This window comes from Streptomyces echinoruber (assembly GCF_014651135.1).
Taxonomy (GTDB): Bacteria; Actinomycetota; Actinomycetes; order Streptomycetales; family Streptomycetaceae; genus Streptomyces; species Streptomyces echinoruber.
On sequence record NZ_BMWH01000029.1, the window covers coordinates 13,910 to 31,067 of the forward strand.

Here is a 17,158-nt window from a genome sequence, read left to right on the forward strand (position 1 = left end):
AACCCGCCGGTTCAGAACCCTCCGCCTCAGAACCCGCCGTTGTACGGCCCGTACGGCCCGTCGCTGCTGGAGCCGCGGCGGCTGCGGCCGCCACCCGGCAGGTCGCGCAGGGCGGGGCGTACGTCGACCATGTAGACGATGGTCGCGATCAGGCCGATGACCGGCAGGAACGAAAGTATGGGGAAGAGCAGGTTCACCACGAAGGCGAGGCCGAGGATGATCAGCCAGAAGGGTTTGGTCTGCTTGCTGGTCGCGCGGTAGGCGTCCTCACGACGGATGGCGGCGTCGATCAGCGCGAAGCCACTGAAAAGGATCAGGGCCATGCTCAACAGCCACATGAGCCCCGCGAACCCCTGCATCAGCACAACGTCCACCACCCGACTCGGTTCAGCATTTACCCGGTCACCGTACCGGTCCCCGGAAACCCTCCACCAGACGAACGGGCCGGGCACTCCAGGAGTGCCCGGCCCGTCCTGTTCAGCGCGTTTTCACCCGTTCGGGTCCGGTCACTTCGCCGGCGGCGTCGTCTTCTTGGCCGTACCCGTGCCCGCACCCGTGCCCGCACCCGTGCTCGTGCTCGTGCCCGTGCTCGTGCCCGTGGCCTTCTTGGCCGGAGCCGGAGCCTTCTTGGCCGGGGCCTTCTTCGCCGCGGCGGGCTCGGACCCGGCCCGGGCGGAACCGGCCCCGGCGCCGCCCTCCTTCGCCCCCGCCGGCTCGCGGTCCGGCTCCACGGCCACCGCGAGCTCCTCCACGCTCTCGGCGACGTCCTCGATGCCCTCGGCGGCGCTGCCGCGCCAGGTGCGCACCGCCTGCTCGCCGTGCTCGGCGACCTTCTCGTAGGTCTCGCGGGCCTTCACGGCGTACTCGGCGGCGACGCCGACACCGCGCAGAGCGAGGTCCTGGGCGGTCTCGCCCAGCTTCTTCAGGTCCTGGTCGAGGTTGCTGCCGAACTTCTTCAGGTCCAGATCGAGGTTGTTGAGGAACTCGCTGACCCGGTTCTGCAGGTTCTCCTGCGTCTCCTTGACGCGGGCGGTGGCCTCCTTGGCGCGTGCGGCGGCCCGCTCCTGCACGACCTTCGGGTCGGTGTTGCGCACCGCCTCGATCCGAGCCGGGGCCTCGGCACGCAGCTGACCCACCAGGGCCGGCACCTTCTTGGCCTGCTGCAGGGCCAGGTCGGTGGCGCCCGCGGCGAAGTAGAGGGGGGTGGGGTTGGTCAAGGTCTTGCGCAGGTCGTCGGTGATGGCCATGGTGATGGTCCTCCGGTCGCTTTCGGTTGAGGGTTTTCGTGGTCCGCGGGCCGGCGGCCCGGTACGTCGGCGGCGCCTGCCGCCGGCGACCTCAGCCGGCCGACTCGCGCGGACCGGCGTCCGTGCCGCCCGACGTGCGGGCGCGGCGTCTGGCGGGACGGCCGCCGCGGGCCGTGCGGGCACCGAGTTCGGTGACGTCGCCGGCGCCGTCGTGCCCGTCGCCCGCGGACTGCCCGTCGCCCGCGGACACGGCGGACGCGTCCGCGGAAGCGCCGCCCGCCGCCTCCTCGCTCGCGCGCGCCTCGTCCGTCCTGGCCGTCGTGAACCCGTTCTCCTTGCGGAAGGACTCGTAGATCTGCAGCAGCACCTGTTTCTGCCGCTCGGTCAGCGACGGATCGGCGAGGATGACGGACGTCGTCTCCACCTCGCCGCGGTCCCGCTCGGCGTCGAGGATGCCGGCCCGCACGTACAGCGTCTCCGCGGAGATCCGCAGGGCCTTGGCGACCTGCTGCAGCACCTCCGCGCTCGGCTTGCGCAGCCCGCGCTCGATCTGGCTCAGATACGGATTGGACACCCCGGCGGCATCGGCGAGCTGCCGCAGCGACAGCTGCGCGTTGCGCCGCTGCTCGCGCAGGTACTCCCCGAGACCACCGACGTTGAGCGATGCCATGCCTCCACCATGCCCCACCCTGCTAACTCTTGCAAGCGACCCGCTTGCAAGAGTGCGCCATCCGGGTGGACCACCGCCGCCTCGCCCACGGCCGCTGTCCTGTCTCTGTGGTGTCCGGGCGGTCTCGGAGATCTCCGGGCATCTGAGCTGACCTCCCCGTCAGCTCCGGGCGTTCGGCGCGGTGTCTCGGGCTTCTCCGGGTACGTCGCTCTGGCGCTGCTTACGGTCGTCGTGGCTGGTCAGCGTCGTACCGGAGGCCCGGATGGATGCGCGGGGGGGGGCGACGGAGGACATCGAGCTGGAGTACGTCAGCACGTCGGGGTCGCGTGAGCGGGGCCGCTGGGTCGTTTGCGGTCGGTACGGCCCGGGCGCCGGTTTCCGGCTTTACGAGGTCAGGACAACCAGGCAGCGACCGCATCCCGTCGTCTACATCACCGCTCCTGCCCGTGGCTCACCCCGCAAGCCGGCGATGGAGTTCGCCCGGTTCCTCGGCCTGCCGGTCATCACGCCGCGGCACCACACGACCGACGCCACCACCGCGGTCTGCCAAGTGCTGATCGAGGCCCGGACGGACCTGGTGCTGGACGGACCTGGTGCTGGACGGACCTGGTGCTGGTGGACGAAATCCACCCGACGAATCCCGACGTCCGGACTTACCTGAGACAGGACAGCCGCCCGGCCGGTTCACCCGCCGCGCCGGACGGTCCGGTCCGCCTCGGGCGGCGAACGCGGCCGCTGTGACGCGGGCAGCGGAAAAGGCGGTGAACAGGGATCACGTGAACGGCAGACTGGCCGCATGACCGCCTCGGACGCCGAAGCCGACCTCCGCTTCTCCCTGCAGTCCGCCCGTGACGCCCTGCTGTGGAAGCTCGAAGGGCTCCCGGAGTACGACGCCCGCGGCCCGCTGACACCGATCGGCACGAACCTCCTGGGCCTGGTGAAGCACGCGGCCGGCGTGGAACTGGGCTACCTCGGCGACACCTTCGGACGGCCGTCCGGCGGGCCGCTGCCCTGGCTCGGGAACGGTGCCGAGCCCAACGCGGACATGTGGGCCACCGCCGACGAGTCGCGCGAGTACGTCGTGGAGCTCTACCGCCGGGCATGGGCGCACGCGGACGCGACGATCGACGCGCCGGCGCCGGACACGGTCGGCAGGGTGCCGTGGTGGCCCGACGGCAGGGACGAGGTGACGCTGCATCACGCCGTGGTGCGCGTGATCGCCGACACGCACCGCCACGCCGGGCACGCCGGGCACGCCGGGCACGCCGACATCCTCCGGGAACTCCTGGACGGCGCCGTCGGGATGAACAAGGGCAACGACAGCATGCCGCCGGTCGATTCGGCGTGGTGGGAGCAGCACCGGAGCCGGCTCGAGCGTACGGCCCGGGAAGCCGGGGGTGGTCCCGAAGGCGCCGAGGGTGGTCCCGGAGACGCCGGGGGCGGTCTTCCGGCGCTGTGACCGGCGTTCGCCGCCGGGCCGGACATCACATGGCAGTGGCGCGCAGAGCGGAACCTCGGGTTCAAAGGATCCCGGTCACCACCTGCACACCCACATCACGCACACCACGCACATCACGCACGCCACAGGGCAGGGACACGGACATGCACACCGCACACGACTGGATCACCACTCCCCTCACCGCGGACCTCGTGCGCGGCGCCCTCGACCTGGAGCGCACCGAGCACGGTCTGCTGCCGCACCGGCTGCCCGCGTGGGCCCGCGCGCAGTTCCCCGACGAGCAGCTCGTCCTGGCCGAGTCGCAGCCCTCCGGTGTCCGGCTGGCCTTCCGCACCCGGGCCACCGCCGTCGAACTGGACACGCTGCCCACCAGGCGGGTCTACCCCGGCACCCCGCCGCGCCCCGCCGGGGTGTACGACCTGCTCGTCGACGGGCGCCCGGCCGGGCAGGCGTCCGTCACGGACGCGGCGGGCCACACCCTGATCGTCGACCTGGCCACCGGAGGCACCGAGCTGCGGTCCGGCCCGCCCGGCACCCTCCGCTTCACCGGCCTGCCCGACCGCGTCAAGGACGTCGAGATCTGGCTTCCGCACAATGAGATGACCGAGCTCGTCGCCCTGCGCACCGACGCACCCGTGGAACCCGTACCGGATCGCGGCCGCAGGGTCTGGCTGCACCACGGCAGCTCGATCAGCCACGGCTCCGACGCCGCGCGCCCCACCGCCACCTGGCCCGCGGTCGCCGCCCTGCGCGCCGGCGTCGACCTGGTCAACCTCGGCCTGGCCGGCAACGCCCTGCTCGACCCCTTCACCGCCCGCACGATCCGGGACACCCCCGCCGACCTGATCAGCATCAAGATCGGCATCAACCTGGTCAACACCGACCTGATGCGGCTGCGGGCCTTCACGCCGGCCGTCCACGGCTTCCTCGACACCGTCCGCGAGGGGCACCCCACCACCCCCCTCCTGGTGGTCTCGCCCCTCTACTGCCCGATGCACGAGGACACCCCCGGTCCCACCGCCTTCGACCCGGACGCCCTCGCCGCCGGCAGGCTGCGGTTCCTCGCCACCGGCGATCCCGCCGAACGGGCCGCCGGCAAACTCACCCTCGCCGCCGTCCGCGACGAGCTCTCCCGCATCGTCCGGCAGCGCGCGGCCGACGACCCCCACCTCCACTACCTCGACGGCCGCGCCCTCTACGGCGAGCCCGACCACGCCGAACTCCCCCTCCCCGACGAACTCCACCCCGACACCGCCACCCACCGCCGCATCGGCGAACGCTTCGCGGAGCAGGTGTTCGCGGCGGACGGAGTGTTCGGCGAGGGCGGGGTGTTCGGCGAGGGCGGGGACTGACGGACGGTCACGCACCGGTCCGGTGACGGGCGGCGGCCGTGCTCCGGGTCGGTGACGGGCGGCGGCCGTGCTCCGGGTCGGTGACGGGCGGCGGCCGTGCTCCGGGTCGGTGACGGGCGGCGGCCCCAGTCGCGGTCCCGGCCCCGGTCGCGGTCGCGGTCCCGGCCCCGGTCGCGGTCCCGGCCCCGGTCGCGGTCGCGGTCCCGCCGCGGTCCGGCACCGCGTCGAACCCCTTCTCCAGTCCCCAGAAACAGCCGGACTGCGACGTCCGGCACCGCCCGGTACATCCGATCCGCCGCCGCTTGCGCTCCCGCAGCCCACCGTTCGCCGTGCGCCGTTCGCAGCCCGCCGTTCGCCCTGCGGAGAGCCTACGCAGGGCGGGCGGCCGCGGCGCCGGTCTCCCGCGGCGCCCGTTCGGCGTCGCCGTGGGCGCGGCACCAGTGCGCGAGGGCTTCGGCGATCCGCTCGGAGTCCGGCACGTCCGTCAGGCCGAGCGGCCCCGCGGCGGCCCGGAGGATCGCCTGGAGCTTCCGCCCGGCGTGCGCGCACCGCCGCCCGCCCTCGTCCGGCCCGTCCTCCCGCCCCCGCCCGCCGCCAGGGGCGAAACCGCCGCCGGAAGCGAGCCCGCCACCGGAAGCGAGCCCGCCACCGGAAGCGAGCCCGCCGCCGGAAGCGAGCCCCTCACCGGGAGCGAGCCCGTCGCCGGGGACGAGGGACAGGGCCACCCGGATGACGTCGGTGAAGACGGACTGGGCCCGCTTGAAGTCGAGCAGCCGCTCCAGGTCGCGCCGCCAGCCGTGGGAGCCGCCGGGACGGGCGCTCTCCACGGCGGCGCACCACTGTTCCTTCAGCCACGCATCCTGCCGGGGCGGATACCGCATCAGGTACAGGTGGGTGGCCAGGTCGTACAGCGGGTCGCCGAACATCGCCAGCTCCCAGTCGATCGTCCACAGCCGCCGCTCGGCGTCGACGACGAAGTTCTCCCGGTGCAGGTCGGCGTGGAGCAGGCAGAACGGCCGCGGCCGCAGACCGCGGACGTGCTCGCGCAGGTGGTCGAAGGCCTCGACCCGGACGCCGAGGTCCTGGAACAGCTTCCCGAACCGCTCCTGGTTGTGCTGGTAGACCCTCGTCTCGGCGAAATCGACCAGCCGCATGAGGAAGGTCTCGGTGTCGCCGTCCGCCGCCCGGTCCTCGGGCGTGCAGGTGCGCTCGACGGGCAGGTCCTTTGGAGCCACCCCGGCCAACTGCCGGAACAGTTCGACGATCTGGCGCAGCAGCACCGGGGGGACGGGCTGCCCGGCGGGGCACAGCTCCCCGAGCGTGCGCCCCTCGACGAAGCGCTGCAGGCGCGTGCCCAGGACCTCGATGACCTCCGGCACGGAGGCGATCCGGCCCTTCAGCGCCCGCAGCAGCTCCTCCTCCGAGGCGAAGCAGCGCCGGTCGAACCACAGCAGTCCCGGCCGCGGCTCCCGGCACTTCCACCGCACCCCCGGCGGAACGTCCCCCGCGCCGGACGGGGGCAGGGGCACCACGTAGGTCTCGTGGTGGTAGCCGTGGAGAGGCCCTTCGATCGCACGCGCGTCAGGGCTCAGCGCGGCCGCGCGTGCACGCGCGGGAGAATCCGTTCCGGGTGACATCGGCGTTTCTTTCGACCCAGGCCCCTTCCACAGGGGCAGGAGTGGCAGCACGCTACTCCTTCGCACGCGTGGTGCGCGGTCCGACCCTCCTTTCTCACCGCATCGGCTCCCACGCGACGGTGACGTCAAACGGACCGGGCCGTCGGTTCACGCCTGTGCGCGGACCAGGGTCAGGACGGGCTCCAGCGACCGCACCACCACCTCGGCGCCGGCGTCCCGCAGCAGCCGCGCCTTGCGGTCGTTGCGGGCGTAGCCGAGGAAGGGCACGCCGGCCGCCCGCGCGGCCCACAGGTCGGAGGGGGTGTCGCCGATCATGAGGGCGGCCGGGGGCGCGGCGCCCAGGGCGCGCAGGGCGCGGTGGAGGCAGTCCGGGTGCGGCTTGAGCAGGCCGAGTTCATGGGTGCGGCCGTACAGGTGCGGGGCGAAGCAGCCGAGCAGGTCGCGGCCCGCCAGGTACTGGCGCACCACCTCGGGCGAGTTGTTGGTGGTGATGGCCAGCCGGCGCCCCACCGCCTTCAGGGTGCGTACCAGCGGGTCGGCCCAGGCGGTGGGCAGCGCCGTGGCGGCGGCGCGCAGCTCCTCCTGGGTGAGACGTTTCTCCAGGGCCTCGACCAGGTCGCTTCCCGGATGCCGCCGGTCGACGGCGCGCAGCACGGCGTGCGGGTCGGGCGATTCCCGCTCGGTGTCGCTCAGCAGGCCGTGCAGGCCCTGCTCGGCCAGCCACTCCACCAGGCCGGTGGCCACCGACTCCGCCGAGTGGCGGGCGAAGAGCCGGCAGATCGGGCCGTCGAAGTCCCACAGCACGACCCGTGCCCGCGTCAGCAGGTCCCGCAGCGCCTCCGTGCCGTTGCCCTGGGCCTCCGTGCCGCTGTCCTGGGCCTCCGTGCCGTTGTCCTGGTGAGGAGGTGTCACCCGTTCGGTCCGCGTCGTATCAGGAGTCACTAGGAGAGTGTCAGGTCCGTGGTGATGGTTTCCCAGAGGGCGTCGAACCACTTCTGGGATTCCGCCACGAAGGCCGCGTCGCGGCCGCCCGCCCGTTTCTCGAAGGAGAAGAGCAGGGCTTCCGTGCCGAGGGTGTCGTACATCTCCAGCGTTCCTCCGTCCGCCGGCTCCTCGCGCCGCGTGATCATGTAGTACGCGATCAGCGCCTCCGCCTCGTTGAGCAGGTAGAGCTTCATCGGCGGCGTGAAGGGCAGGGCGCGGAAGGTGACCCGGACGTCGATGCCGTGGGAGAAGCGCAGGGCGCGCAGGTTGTGCTCGAGGACCTGGACCTGGGCGTTGCGCTGGGCGAGCCAGCGCTGGTGGACCGGGTCGTCGCCGCCGTCGCGGCCCTCGACCGGGACGGGGAAGGCGAGGTTGATGTCGCGGGAGGGCAGCAGGATGCGGACCCGGACGGACTCGGGGCGGATGCGGCCCTCGTGGATGCGGCGGACCGGTTCGCCGAGGGCGAGCATGAGGGTCTCGGCGGTCAGACAGGCGGCGTCGACACGGACCTCGCGGGCCGAGAAGGCCTCGGTCAGGCGGGGGGCGAGGCCCACCATCGTGGGTTGCGGGGCGTCGGGCGCGGGGGCCGGCTCGGCGACCCGGGGCGGGCTGCCCTTGCTGACGTGGGTGAGGAGGCCGTCGTCCTGGAGCGCCCGCAGGGCCTGGCGCACGGTGCCGCGCTCCACGCCGAACTCCTCGGCGAGCCTGGCCTGGGTGGGCAGGCGCTGACCAGCCTCGAGGTCGCCGGCGCGGATGCGTTCCCGCAGGATGTCGGCGATCTCCTGGGCGGAGCGCCGCGTGCTTCCGTTCACTGCCACGTTCTCCTGGCTCACGACAAGAACGCTACAACTTCAATCCTTTTTCCGGGAGTTGTCGGCACCTTGTTTTTAAGTAGCCGCCAAGCGGGAACAACCGAAGGAGTGTTGGTTGCCAACTAGCTGGAGTTGGTGAACGTTCCGTCCCGCACCCCCCACGACGCCCGTCCCGCTCAGAAATCCAGATCGGGGGAACCGCCATGCCCGTCCTCGCCCTCCTCTCCGCCGTGTTCGTCCTCGGCTTCGAGCAGCTCGTGCAGTGGAAGTACGGCACCGCCGGCCTCATCGGCCTGCTGCTGCTCGGCATCGGGATCAAGGGCGACAGCCCGGCCGTCAGCTCCGCGGGAGCGGTCGTGCTGGCCGCCCTGCTGGTCGCCGGCCCCGGCCTGTGAGCCGTTCCCCGCACCACCCGGCCACCCGCACCACCCGCACCGCCCGGCCACCGGCCGCGGGGGCCTGTTCCGCCCTTTGCCGGAGGCATGGTCCGGGTCCACGGGCAAACAGTACAACTTCCTGCTATCTCGGGTCAGTTTCTCGATGGGTGGTTATAAGCCGTCTCCAAGTGGAGATAACTAGAAACAAGTTGGCCACCAACTTGAGCAACATGGTCACAGTTCCGGGGGGTTGGCCCCCAGGGTGACAGACGGGGCTCCAGAGCCCCCACGGGTTCGACGTCCCTGAAAGGGGGACCGCCATGCCGCTCGCCGCTCTCGCCCTCGCCGCCCTCGCCGTCGGCTTCGAACAGCTCGTGCAGTGGAAGTACGGCGCGATGGGCATCATCGCCTTCGTCGCCCTGACCGTGGGCTTCAAGGCCAAGAGTGCCGCGGTCGGCGGCATCGGCGCGGTCGTCCTCGTGATGCTGCTCGCCCACTCCGGCTGACCCGCCGGCCCGGCCGGACGGTCTCCCTTCCGGAGGGGAGCCGGGAGTCCGCCCGACCGGTGCCGCCACCACCGCACAGGCACGGCCGCGGATCACACCGCCGCACAGGCACGGCCACGGATCCCACAACCGCATAAGACACAGCTACGGATCACACAACCGCATACAGCACAGCTACGGATCAGTCCCCGTCACCGGCAGGAAGGAGCACCCGGGAACCGGTCTCAGAAGACGTCCGGGCACCACGGTCGCCTGGACGTGCGCAGCAGGGCGTCGGCCAGTCGGGCGGCGCCCGCTCGTTCTTCCCGCACCCGGCCCAGCGCCGCCAGCCGCACCGCCGACTCGTCGCCCAGCCACAGGGTCGCCAGGTCGGCGACGTCGAGGGTCAGGTCGGGGCTCGCGGTCGTCGGGACGCAGGTCCCGGGCCCCTCCGGGAAGGTCTCCAGGCGGTAGCGGCCGCCGGTGTAGCCGCCCGGGTCGACGACCTCCAGCACCAGCGTGCCGGGCGCCTGGTAGGTGCGCGCCCGCAGCGCCCGTACGACGTCCAGGACGCGCACCCACAGCCAGTCCGCGTGCGTCGTGACGTGCGCCGCCCGCGGGTCGGGCAGGAGGTGCGGCAGCAGGTCGTCCGGCGCCCGCCGGCCGCTCCTGACCCGCACCACCCAGTCGATCGAGCACAGGTAGTGCCACAGGGCGCGCTCGGCGGCCGGGGTGAGCGTGATCAGGCTCTTGACGGTCGCTGTGTTCAGCGGCTGCTTGGCGTCGCCCCACGTGTCGTCGCACACGTACGTGGCCAGCCCCTCCGCCTCGCCCTCCGGCGAGCGGTAGAGGGCGTGGAACGGCTCGGTCCACGGCACCCGCTCCGGGCGGACGGCCCCGGTGTGGATCTGCCACCAGCGCTCGTCGCGGCTGGTGAAGCCGGGCCGCTCGCGGCGCAGCCGGTCGTACAGCGCCGGGCCGGTCCTGCGGACGTCCTCCCCGTCCACCAGGTCGATGCGGCCGCCGTCCTCGGGGTGCGGGCGGCGCGGGTCGAGGCCGGTGCGGGGGACGTCGACCGTCCACTCCGTGAGGTGGGTGGCCGGGCCGAAGCCGTAACGGCCGTAGATCGGGTACTCGGCGGCGATCAGGGTCGCCACCACGTCGCCGCGCTCCTTCGCCGCGGCGAGGTCGTGCGCCATCATCCGGGTCAGCAGGCCGCGGCGGCGATGGGTGGCCGTGACGGTGACGTTCGTGATCGCGTCCGCCGGGACGGGGGCGCCGCCGACCGCCGTGAGCTCCTGCGGGAAGGAACGGAACGTCGCCACGCACCGGCCGGCGTCGAAGGCGCCGAGGGTGCGGGAGAGGTCGAGGTGGGAGCCGCGGTCGGCCACCTCCTCGGCGGAGGGGGTGGGCGTGCGCAGGAAGCCGGTGTTCAGGGCGCGGGACCAGTCGGGGACGTCGGCGGCGGTGAGGGGGCGTATGACGGTGTCGGCGCGGGTGGTCATGGGGTCACCGTAGGGAGGGACGGGTGGGCGTGTCCTTCCGTTTTCCGGCGGCTCCGCCCGGCCCGGCGCGACGCTCCCGGCGCGCCCGGCGCCTCCGGCCCGGCACCGGCCGGACACCGGCCCGGCGCTGACCGGACCCCGACCGGGCACCGACCGGACCCCGACTGGGCACCGACCGGTCGCCGCTCAGAACACCGCCCAGAGCGCCGCCCAGAGCGCCGCTCAGAACACCGCCCGCACCTCCCCGACCTCCCGGCCGCCGCCCAGCAGCGGCGCGTGGCCGATCCGCTCCACCACCGGCGCCCGGACCCCCAGCAGCCGCAGCGCCCGGGCCAGCACCGGGCCCAGGGCCCGCGAGGCGCCGTCCTCCACCTTGAAGGCGAGGGCGCGGCCGTCGGGGAGGGCGACGGCCTGGACGGCCTCGGCGCCCATCTTCGACAGGGCGCCCGGCACTTCGCGCATGAGCCAGGTGTCGTGGCGGCGGGTGCCGGCGACGTACTCGGGGTGGGCGCGCATGGCGTCGGCGACGCGGCGCTCGGGGGTGCCGGGAGCGGCGAGGACGAAGGAGCGGTAGGCGCGGGCGAGGCCGGTGAGGGTGAGGGCCAGCAGGGGCGCGCCGCAGCCGTCGGTGCCGACGGCGGCGACCGGTTCCCCGGCGGCCTCCTCCACCACGCCGTGGATCGTCTGCTGCAGGGGGTGCCCGGGGTCCAGGTAGGTGTCGGTGGGCCAGTCGTTGCGCAGGCAGGCGGCGAGCATGGCGGTGTGCTTGCCGGAGCAGTTCATGACGACGCGGTCGCGTGCGCCGCCGGCGGCGAGGTACGTCTCGCGCTCTTCGGGGTCCAGCGGCAGGTCGGGCGGGCACTGGAGCTGGTCGGGGCGTAGGCCGTACTCGCCGAGCATCTTGTGGACGAGGTCGCGGTGAAAGGTTTCGCCGGAGTGGCTGGCGGCCGCGAGGGCGAGCCGTTCACCGGACAGGTCCAGGCCCACGCGCAGCACGCCCGCCGCCTGCATCGGCTTGTTGGCGGAGCGCGGGAAGACCGGGGCGGTCACGTCGCCCAGCGCCAGCTCCACCGAGCCGTCCGCGGCCAGCAGGACCAGGCTGCCCCGGTGGCGTCCCTCGACGAAGCCGGAGCGGACGACCTCGGCGAGGACGGGCGGTGTCGCGGCGGAGGGGGGCGGGGTGACGGACATCGGCGGTGACCTTCCGGACGGGTCGGCGTTCCGCACGGACGTACCGGCGTACGGACGTAACGACGTACGGGCGTAACGGCGTACGAACGTACCGGCGCACGGACGTACCGGCGGGCGTGCCGACATACGGGCCCGCTCCGGCCCGCGGCCCCGGGGTCACCGGGGCCGCCGCGTCACCGGAGCAGGTCGTCGACTTGGGCTTCCCCCTCACGGTACCTGCGGGCGATCTCCGCGCTGCAACCGTCCGCCGTGCGCTGCAGCTCCCGCCGGCGCCGGGAGAGGCGCCGCTCGTGGCCCGCCAGCCGGCCCATCGCCGCGTGCAGCTCCGCGTCGGTGCGGGCGGCCAGGTCCGACAGCTCCACCTCGGCGAGCACCTCCGCGGCCAGCCGCCGGCACTCCTCGCCCCGCGGGGTGTCCACCGTCACGTGCCGGGCCGAGGCGCGGTGCCGGGCCGGGGGGTCGGTGAGGATCTCGGTGAGCCGCGCGACCACGGACGCCCCGGCCGGCGCCTCGGGGGACGCGGTGCCCCGCGGGGCGCGGCGGGCCAGTTCCGCGCGCAGGATGTCGATACGGCCGTGCAGCAGCCGCCGTACGTAGCTCAGGTCGGCCTCGTCCCGCTGTGCCCGTCGGCGCAGGGCGCGCAGCTCGGCCAGGCGCAGCGCGGTCAGGTCGGGACCGGCCGGCTCCGCCGGGCGGGCGGCGGCGGGCGGCGGAGCGGACGGCTGGACGGGCAGCGAGGCGGACGGCCGGGCGGGCAGCGGCGGGCTGTCGGTGCGCTGCTCGGGCGGGCGGGCGGTGTACGGGCCCTGCGCGCGGACCCAGGGAACGGCTCCGGGGGGTCGCTCGACGGCCTCGGCGACCGGCGCGCTCGGCGCGCTCGGCGTCCTCGACGTGCTCGGTGTGCTCGGTGTCCTGGATGTGCTCATCTGCCTCAACCGTTCTCGGCCGTCCCCTCGGTCGGCGTACGGCAGCATCGTGCCACTCCTTGTGGCCGCTATGTGACCGAGTGCCCCCGATCGGCCCCAGATGGGGGGGTAAGGGTCGGAAACCTGCGCGAGGGCACCCCCGTGCGAACGGCTTCCCGGGCGGCCTCTGCGAAAGCCCCCGCGAGCGGCCTCCAAAGCCCCCGTGAACGGCCCCCTGCGAGCGGCCCCGGGGCGCCCGGCATCATGGTCGGCATGCGTGCTGTGGTGCAGAGGGTGGACGGCGCGAGCGTCGTCGTGGACGGCGAGACGGTGGGCGCGATCGAGGGCGAGGGGCTGTGCGTCCTCGTCGGGGTCACCCACGACGACACGAAGGAGAAGGCGGCGCAGCTCGCCCGCAAGCTGTGGACGATCCGGATGCTGCACGACGAGAAGTCGTGCAGCGACATCGACGCGCCGCTGCTCGTCGTCAGCCAGTTCACGCTGTACGGCGACGCCCGCAAGGGCCGCCGGCCGACCTGGAACGCCGCGGCCCCCGGCGACGTGGCCGAGCCCCTCGTGGACGAGGTGGTCGCGCAGCTGCGCGCGCTGGGCGCGACGGTGGCGACGGGCCGGTTCGGCGCGCGGATGCGGGTGTCGCTGACGAACGACGGCCCGTTCACCGTCCTGCTGGAGATCTAGCGGCCGGGTCCGGTCCCTGGGTCCGGGAGCCGGGTCCTGGGCCCGGGTCCAGGAGCGGGGTCCGGGAGCCGGGCCCGGGCGGTTCCATGAGCGGATCCAGGCAGGTCCGGCCGGGTCCGGGCAGGCCTCAGGGCGCCACGACGACTTCCTGCGCCGCCGCCGTCTCCCCCGCGATCAGCCGGGCGTCCACCGGCACGTTCCGCTTGACCAGGGCGAGGGCGATCGGGCCGAGTTCGTGGTGGCGTGCCGAGGTGGTGACGAAGCCGATCCTGCGGCCGTCGGGGCCCTCGTCGGCGAGGCGGACCTCGGTGCCGTGCGCGGGGAGGTGGACCTCGCTGCCGTCGAGGTGGAGGAAGACCAGGCGGCGCGGGGGCTTGCCGAGGTTCTGGACGCGGGCGACGGTCTCCTGGCCGCGGTAGCAGCCCTTGTTGAGGTGGACGGCGGTGCCTATCCAGCCCAGCTCGTGCGGGATGGTGCGGTGGTCGGTCTCGAAGCCGAGCCGGGGCCGGTGCTGCTCCACGCGCAGCGCCTCGTGGGCGAGGATGCCGATCGGCGGGCCGGCCCGGTCGGCGAAGGAGTCCAGGTCGGCGCGCGGGAGGAAGAGGTCGCGGCCGTGCGGGGTCTCGCGCACGACGACGCCGTCGGGCGCCTCGGCGATGGAGCCGGCCGGCAGGTGCACCACCGCGAACTCGTCGGTGCGGTCGGCGATGTCCACCTTGTAGAAGAACTTCATCGACTCCAGGTACGCCAGGAGCGCGCCCTGGGTGCCGGGCTCCACGTGCGCCCAGACCGTCTCGCCGTCGTCGACCAGGTACAGCGCGTGCTCGATGTGGCCGTGGGCGGAGAGGATGAGCGCCTCGGTGGCCTGTCCGGGGGGCAGCTCGCTGACGTGCTGGGTGAGCAGCAGGTGCAGCCAGCCGAGCCGGTCCTCGCCGGAGACGGTGACGACGCCGCGGTGGGAGAGGTCGACGAAGCCGGTGCCGTCGGCGAGGGCGCGCTGCTCGCGGAACAGGTCGCCGTAGTGCGCGGCGACACCTTCGTCCACGCCCTCGGCGGGCACCGCGCCGGGCAGGGACAGCAGGGGGCTCTTCATGGCTCCAGCCTACGACTTGGTGGTTGAACCCTTGAGCGAACAGTCCTTGCACCGGCCGAAGATCGCGAAGTGCTTCAGGTCGGTGTCAAAACCGAATTCCTCGCGCAGTTTCGCGGTGAAGTCGTCGGCCACCGACACATCCGCCTCGATCACGTTCGTGCAGTCGCGGCAGACCAGGTGGAGGTGGTGGTGCCGGTCGGCGAGGTGGTAGGTGGGGGCGCCGTGCCCGAGGTGGGCGTGCGAGACCAGCCCGAGCTCCTCCAGCAGCTCCAGGGTCCGGTACACGGTGGAAATGTTGACCCCCGACGCCGTCTTCCTCACCTCGGCGAGGATGGCGTCGGGGGTCGCGTGCTCCAGGGTGTCCACGGCTTCGAGCACGAGTTGCCGCTGCGGGGTCAGCCGGTAGCCGCGCTGCCGCAGGTCGCTCTTCCAGTCGGTGCTCACCACGCGCCCAGTCTAGAACCGGGCCCCTGGATCGCGGTCCGCGCGCAGCGCGCCGGTCAGCAGGGCATCGGCGAGCGCGTCGCGGTACTCGGACGTGGCCCGGACGATCTCCGTGTGCGCGCGGATCTTGTCGTCGAGTGCGGCGAGGACGGCACCGATCCTCTCCTGCTCGGCTCCGGGAGGGACGAGGACGGGCAGCTCGCCCAAGACCCGGGTGCTGAGCGAGGGAATGACCGAGTTGACGGCGCGGGAGCGGATCCATTCCTGTGTGGCCGTGGAGCTCAAGTAGGCGGTGAGGTACGCCGCCCGGACCGGGCCTGCCGGCGAAAGCCTGAGCCGCACCAGGTTGGGATGGGGCAGCCAGCCCGCGTGCTCGGCGGTCACCAGCGCGCAGCGGCCCACCGTGCCGGTGCGGGTGAGCAGGACGTCGCCCTCAACCAGGTAGTACTTCTCCAGCGTTCGCGCCCGCTCCCAAGGAATCACCGGCGTGGCCTCGGCGTCCCCGCGGACGATCCGCCGGCCGTGCAGGTCGCGTGGCAGGACGACCGGTACGCCGCCGCCGTCCGGGGCACGGCCCCGGTCCTGGGCCCGCCCGCCTCCCGGGCCGGCCTGGATCGACGCGCACACGTCCAGGAGAGGGAGCCGCTGCCAGCCGTCCGGCAGCGCCGCGTCGCCGCTCGTCACAATCCGTACCTCCTGAGCAGCCGGGCCGCCTCGGCATCGGAGGCCTCGGCACGCGCCTGCAGGGCCCGGATCCGGTGTCCCAACTCAGCCAGTCTCCTGCGCACCGCGGCGGGATCGGTCGGCGCCGCGGTGTCCGCACCGAGGGCGCGCACGTGCAAGGCCGGATCCAGACGATGCGCCTGCCCGGCGATGTCACGCAACGACACGGCCCGGCTCAGTCCGGGTGTCCCGGCAGGAGTGCTCCCGGCCGCTCGCGCCTCGCACCAACGCACGTACTCGTCCACCAGTCGTGCGGAGTCTTCGTCGGACAGGGCCCACTGGGTCCGGGTCGCCCGGTGCCCGAGGTGCTCCCCGGCCACGAACAGCACCTCGGCATCCGCGGCAGGCGGCGAGCCGGAGTCGTGCAGGAACCAGATGTGCGTCTTGACCCCGGTGAGCGCGAAGAGCCCCGCGGGCAGCGCCATCACGCACTCCACGAGGCCGGCCTCCACCAGGCCGGCGCGGATCGCGGCGGCCGCGCCTTCGTTGAACGCGGCCCCGGCGGGCATGAGCACCGCGGCTCGGCCACCGGGGGCGAGCCGCGCGGCGACATACTGGATCCAGTCCCACTCAGTGCGGCGGGCGGGGCCGTACGTCCAGTACGGCGGCTGTCGGTCATCGGGGACCCGGATGCCGAACGGCGGGTTGGTCAGGATGACGTCGAAGCGCGGGACCGGTGCGGCGGAGCCGGCCGCGGGTGTGCCGGGCCCCGCGACCACCTGGGCGGGGTCGCCGCCGTACAGCCTTACATTCATCCGGGCGAGGCGCAGTTCTCGTTCGGTCGGTGTCTCCCCGCTCACTGTCGCCGTTCCACCGTGCTCGGCGACGGCGTCCAGGTAGGCGGTGAGGAGTTCTCCGACGCGGCAGAACGGGTCGTGTGCGTGCGAGGCGCCGGCCGCGGCCCGGGCCAGGGCACGCGCCATGACGCGGGTGACGGAGGGCGGTGTGAGGTAGGCGCCGCCCTCCCGCGCGTCGATGTCGCGGAGACGGGTGAGCAAGTAGCTGTAGGCCTCCCGGCTCTCCTTCGCCGAGCCGGGAGGATTGCGGTCGAGGAACTCCACGAGGGTGGCGGTCCGCTGCGGGGTGATTTCCTGTTCCGGCAGTCCCGCCTCCCGTGCGAAGCCGGGCCGGTCCGCCGTGTGCCGCCAGCCGGCGGGGTCCTCCGCCTGGCGGGAGACCAGGGTCAGCAGCAGGATCAGGTAGTCGGTCAGCGGCAGCCGGCCGCGGAACCGGTCGGCCTCGGGCCCGGCGAGTTGCCGTACCGCCGCGACCAGCCCTCCCGGCCGACTGCCGGTCAGGCCGGCGCGGAAGCGGTCGCCATAGGTCGTGCCCGCCGACTCGCCGGGGCGCAGCGCGTTCGCCGGAATCTTGCGCCCGGACAGCCACGCCAGCACCTCGTCGGCGCGGAACTTTTCCGGTTCGCCGGCCGCCGGGTCCCCGGCGGCCGGAGCGGGGAAGTCCCCGTGGCGCCGTTCCCAGTTGGTGATGGCGGGGCGCTGCACCCCGGCCAAACGCGCGATGTCGGACCGGGAGACCAGCACCGTGCCGAAGTCGCTCACAGCATCTCCTGAATCG

19 protein-coding genes are annotated in these 17,158 nt (G+C 73.5%); 6 read left to right on the forward strand and 13 right to left on the reverse strand.

What is annotated here, in order from left to right; translation table 11 throughout:
• Positions 1-26 precede the first annotated feature (26 nt).
• The 3 genes from IE225_RS26835 to IE225_RS26845 form a co-directional block, all read right to left on the reverse strand.
• The gene (locus tag IE225_RS26835; protein ID WP_190060205.1) at positions 27-359 is read right to left on the reverse strand and encodes a DUF2516 family protein; all 333 of its coding nucleotides are present in this window, start codon (positions 357-359) and stop codon (positions 27-29) included.
• 147 nt (positions 360-506) lie between these two features.
• Positions 507-1,247: a hypothetical protein gene (locus IE225_RS26840; RefSeq protein WP_229880093.1), complete on the reverse strand. Its 741-nt coding sequence runs from the start codon at positions 1,245-1,247 to the stop codon at positions 507-509.
• A 91-nt stretch (positions 1,248-1,338) separates the two neighbouring features.
• Positions 1,339-1,917, reverse strand: coding sequence for a helix-turn-helix domain-containing protein (locus IE225_RS26845; RefSeq protein WP_190060206.1), 579 nt, complete (start codon positions 1,915-1,917; stop codon positions 1,339-1,341).
• A gap of 469 nt (positions 1,918-2,386) precedes the next feature.
• On the opposite strand from IE225_RS26845, the gene IE225_RS33530 reads away from it, so the two are divergent.
• The 3 genes from IE225_RS33530 to IE225_RS26860 all read left to right on the forward strand — a co-directional run bounded on the left by IE225_RS33530 (position 2,387) and on the right by IE225_RS26860 (position 4,728).
• A complete protein-coding gene (locus IE225_RS33530; RefSeq protein WP_229880095.1) occupies positions 2,387-2,578 on the forward strand; it encodes a hypothetical protein in 192 nt (63 codons plus the stop codon).
• A 135-nt stretch (positions 2,579-2,713) separates the two neighbouring features.
• Positions 2,714-3,376, forward strand: a complete 663-nt coding sequence (locus tag IE225_RS26855; protein ID WP_190060207.1) for a DinB family protein — start codon at positions 2,714-2,716, stop codon at positions 3,374-3,376.
• Between the two features lie 143 nt (positions 3,377-3,519).
• Positions 3,520-4,728, forward strand: coding sequence for a GDSL-type esterase/lipase family protein (locus IE225_RS26860; protein WP_190060208.1), 1,209 nt, complete (start codon positions 3,520-3,522; stop codon positions 4,726-4,728).
• Between the two features lie 368 nt (positions 4,729-5,096).
• Here IE225_RS26860 and IE225_RS26865 read toward each other — a convergent pair whose 3' ends face one another.
• The 3 genes from IE225_RS26865 to IE225_RS26875 all read right to left on the reverse strand — a co-directional run bounded on the left by IE225_RS26865 (position 5,097) and on the right by IE225_RS26875 (position 8,182).
• Positions 5,097-6,260 carry a phosphotransferase gene (locus IE225_RS26865; protein ID WP_308432560.1) on the reverse strand — a complete coding sequence of 388 codons (1,164 nt, stop codon included), beginning with the start codon at positions 6,258-6,260 and terminating at the stop codon, positions 5,097-5,099.
• A gap of 252 nt (positions 6,261-6,512) precedes the next feature.
• Positions 6,513-7,358, reverse strand: coding sequence for an HAD family hydrolase (locus IE225_RS26870; RefSeq protein WP_190060210.1), 846 nt, complete (start codon positions 7,356-7,358; stop codon positions 6,513-6,515).
• Positions 7,307-8,182: a GntR family transcriptional regulator gene (locus tag IE225_RS26875; protein ID WP_229880097.1), complete on the reverse strand. Its 876-nt coding sequence runs from the start codon at positions 8,180-8,182 to the stop codon at positions 7,307-7,309. The genes IE225_RS26870 and IE225_RS26875 overlap by 52 nt, the downstream gene beginning before the upstream one ends.
• Positions 8,183-8,364: 182 nt before the next feature.
• Here IE225_RS26875 and IE225_RS26880 point away from each other — a divergent pair, with 182 nt between their 5' ends.
• Entirely contained in the window at positions 8,365-8,556 is a 192-nt protein-coding gene (locus IE225_RS26880; RefSeq protein ID WP_190060211.1) for a hypothetical protein, read from the forward strand.
• A 302-nt stretch (positions 8,557-8,858) separates the two neighbouring features.
• Positions 8,859-9,044, forward strand: coding sequence for a hypothetical protein (locus tag IE225_RS26885; RefSeq protein ID WP_190060212.1), 186 nt, complete (start codon positions 8,859-8,861; stop codon positions 9,042-9,044).
• 224 nt (positions 9,045-9,268) lie between these two features.
• On the opposite strand, the gene IE225_RS26890 is transcribed toward IE225_RS26885, so the two are convergent.
• The 3 genes from IE225_RS26890 to IE225_RS26900 all read right to left on the reverse strand — a co-directional run bounded on the left by IE225_RS26890 (position 9,269) and on the right by IE225_RS26900 (position 12,645).
• On the reverse strand, positions 9,269-10,528 hold the full coding sequence (locus IE225_RS26890; protein WP_190060213.1) for a GNAT family N-acetyltransferase: 1,260 nt from the start codon (positions 10,526-10,528) through the stop codon (positions 9,269-9,271).
• 222 nt (positions 10,529-10,750) lie between these two features.
• Complete coding sequence (locus IE225_RS26895; RefSeq protein WP_190060214.1) at positions 10,751-11,719, reverse strand: asparaginase; 969 nt, start codon at positions 11,717-11,719, stop codon at positions 10,751-10,753.
• A 173-nt stretch (positions 11,720-11,892) separates the two neighbouring features.
• On the reverse strand, positions 11,893-12,645 hold the full coding sequence (locus IE225_RS26900; RefSeq protein WP_229880099.1) for an RsiG family protein: 753 nt from the start codon (positions 12,643-12,645) through the stop codon (positions 11,893-11,895).
• 252 nt (positions 12,646-12,897) lie between these two features.
• Here IE225_RS26900 and dtd point away from each other — a divergent pair, with 252 nt between their 5' ends.
• On the forward strand, positions 12,898-13,323 hold the full coding sequence (dtd, locus tag IE225_RS26905) for a D-aminoacyl-tRNA deacylase (protein ID WP_190060215.1): 426 nt from the start codon (positions 12,898-12,900) through the stop codon (positions 13,321-13,323).
• A gap of 127 nt (positions 13,324-13,450) precedes the next feature.
• Here the strand turns inward: dtd and ygfZ are convergent, their stop codons facing one another.
• The 4 genes from ygfZ to IE225_RS26925 are packed head-to-tail and all read right to left on the reverse strand — an operon-like array spanning position 13,451 to position 17,142.
• Positions 13,451-14,416 (reverse strand): CAF17-like 4Fe-4S cluster assembly/insertion protein YgfZ, encoded by a 966-nt coding sequence (gene ygfZ, locus IE225_RS26910; RefSeq protein ID WP_190060216.1) that lies wholly within the window; start codon positions 14,414-14,416, stop codon positions 13,451-13,453.
• A 9-nt stretch (positions 14,417-14,425) separates the two neighbouring features.
• Positions 14,426-14,863, reverse strand: a complete 438-nt coding sequence (locus IE225_RS26915; protein ID WP_190060217.1) for a Fur family transcriptional regulator — start codon at positions 14,861-14,863, stop codon at positions 14,426-14,428.
• Between the two features lie 9 nt (positions 14,864-14,872).
• Entirely contained in the window at positions 14,873-15,544 is a 672-nt protein-coding gene (locus tag IE225_RS26920) for a restriction endonuclease subunit S (protein WP_190060218.1), read from the reverse strand.
• Positions 15,541-17,142, reverse strand: a complete 1,602-nt coding sequence (locus tag IE225_RS26925; RefSeq protein ID WP_190060219.1) for an N-6 DNA methylase — start codon at positions 17,140-17,142, stop codon at positions 15,541-15,543. Before IE225_RS26925 ends, IE225_RS26920 begins: the two co-directional genes overlap by 4 nt.
• Positions 17,143-17,158: the final 16 nt, after the last annotated feature.